The organism is Vibrio sp. 1288 (genome assembly GCF_033344475.1).
This window is the reverse complement of the sequence record NZ_JAWPOX010001034.1, coordinates 1-535: the sequence shown is the minus strand read 5'-3', so window position 1 is coordinate 535 and position 535 is coordinate 1. Positions and strand designations below refer to the sequence as shown.

Genomic DNA, 535 nt, shown 5'->3' with positions numbered 1-535 from the left:
TAACGACACAACGGTACGCTTCAAACTGCGTGAAGGCGTGAAGTTCCACTCTGGTAACTCGCTAACAGCGGATGATGTGGTGTGGACATTTGAGCGTCTACAAAGCTCTCCAGACTTTAAAGCGATCTTCGACCCGTACGAGAAAATCGTAAAAGTGGATGACTACACGTTCGATTTGGTTACTAAAGGTCCATACCCACTTGTTCTGCAAACGGCGACGTACATCTTCCCTATGGACAGCAAGTTCTACTCAGGTAAGACAGAAGACGGCAAAGACAAGTCTGAACTAGTGAAGCACGGTAATTCATTTGCATCGACTCACGTTTCCGGTACTGGCCCATTCATCGTGACATCACGTGAACAAGGCGTAAAAGTGGAATTTGAACGCTTCAAAGATTACTGGGATAAAGCGTCGAAAGGTAACGTTGATAAGCTAACGCTAGTACCAATCAAAGAAGACGCGACTCGTGTGGCTGCGCTTCTTTCTGGTGGCGTCGATATGATTCACCCAGTAGCGCCAAACGATCACCAACGT

1 protein-coding gene is annotated in these 535 nt (G+C 47.1%); it reads left to right on the top strand.

The genetic code is table 11. The features are described 5' to 3' along the window. A partial coding sequence (locus tag R8O11_RS30760) for an ABC transporter substrate-binding protein (RefSeq protein WP_318195326.1) occupies nucleotides 1-535 on the top strand: 535 nt, incomplete at both ends.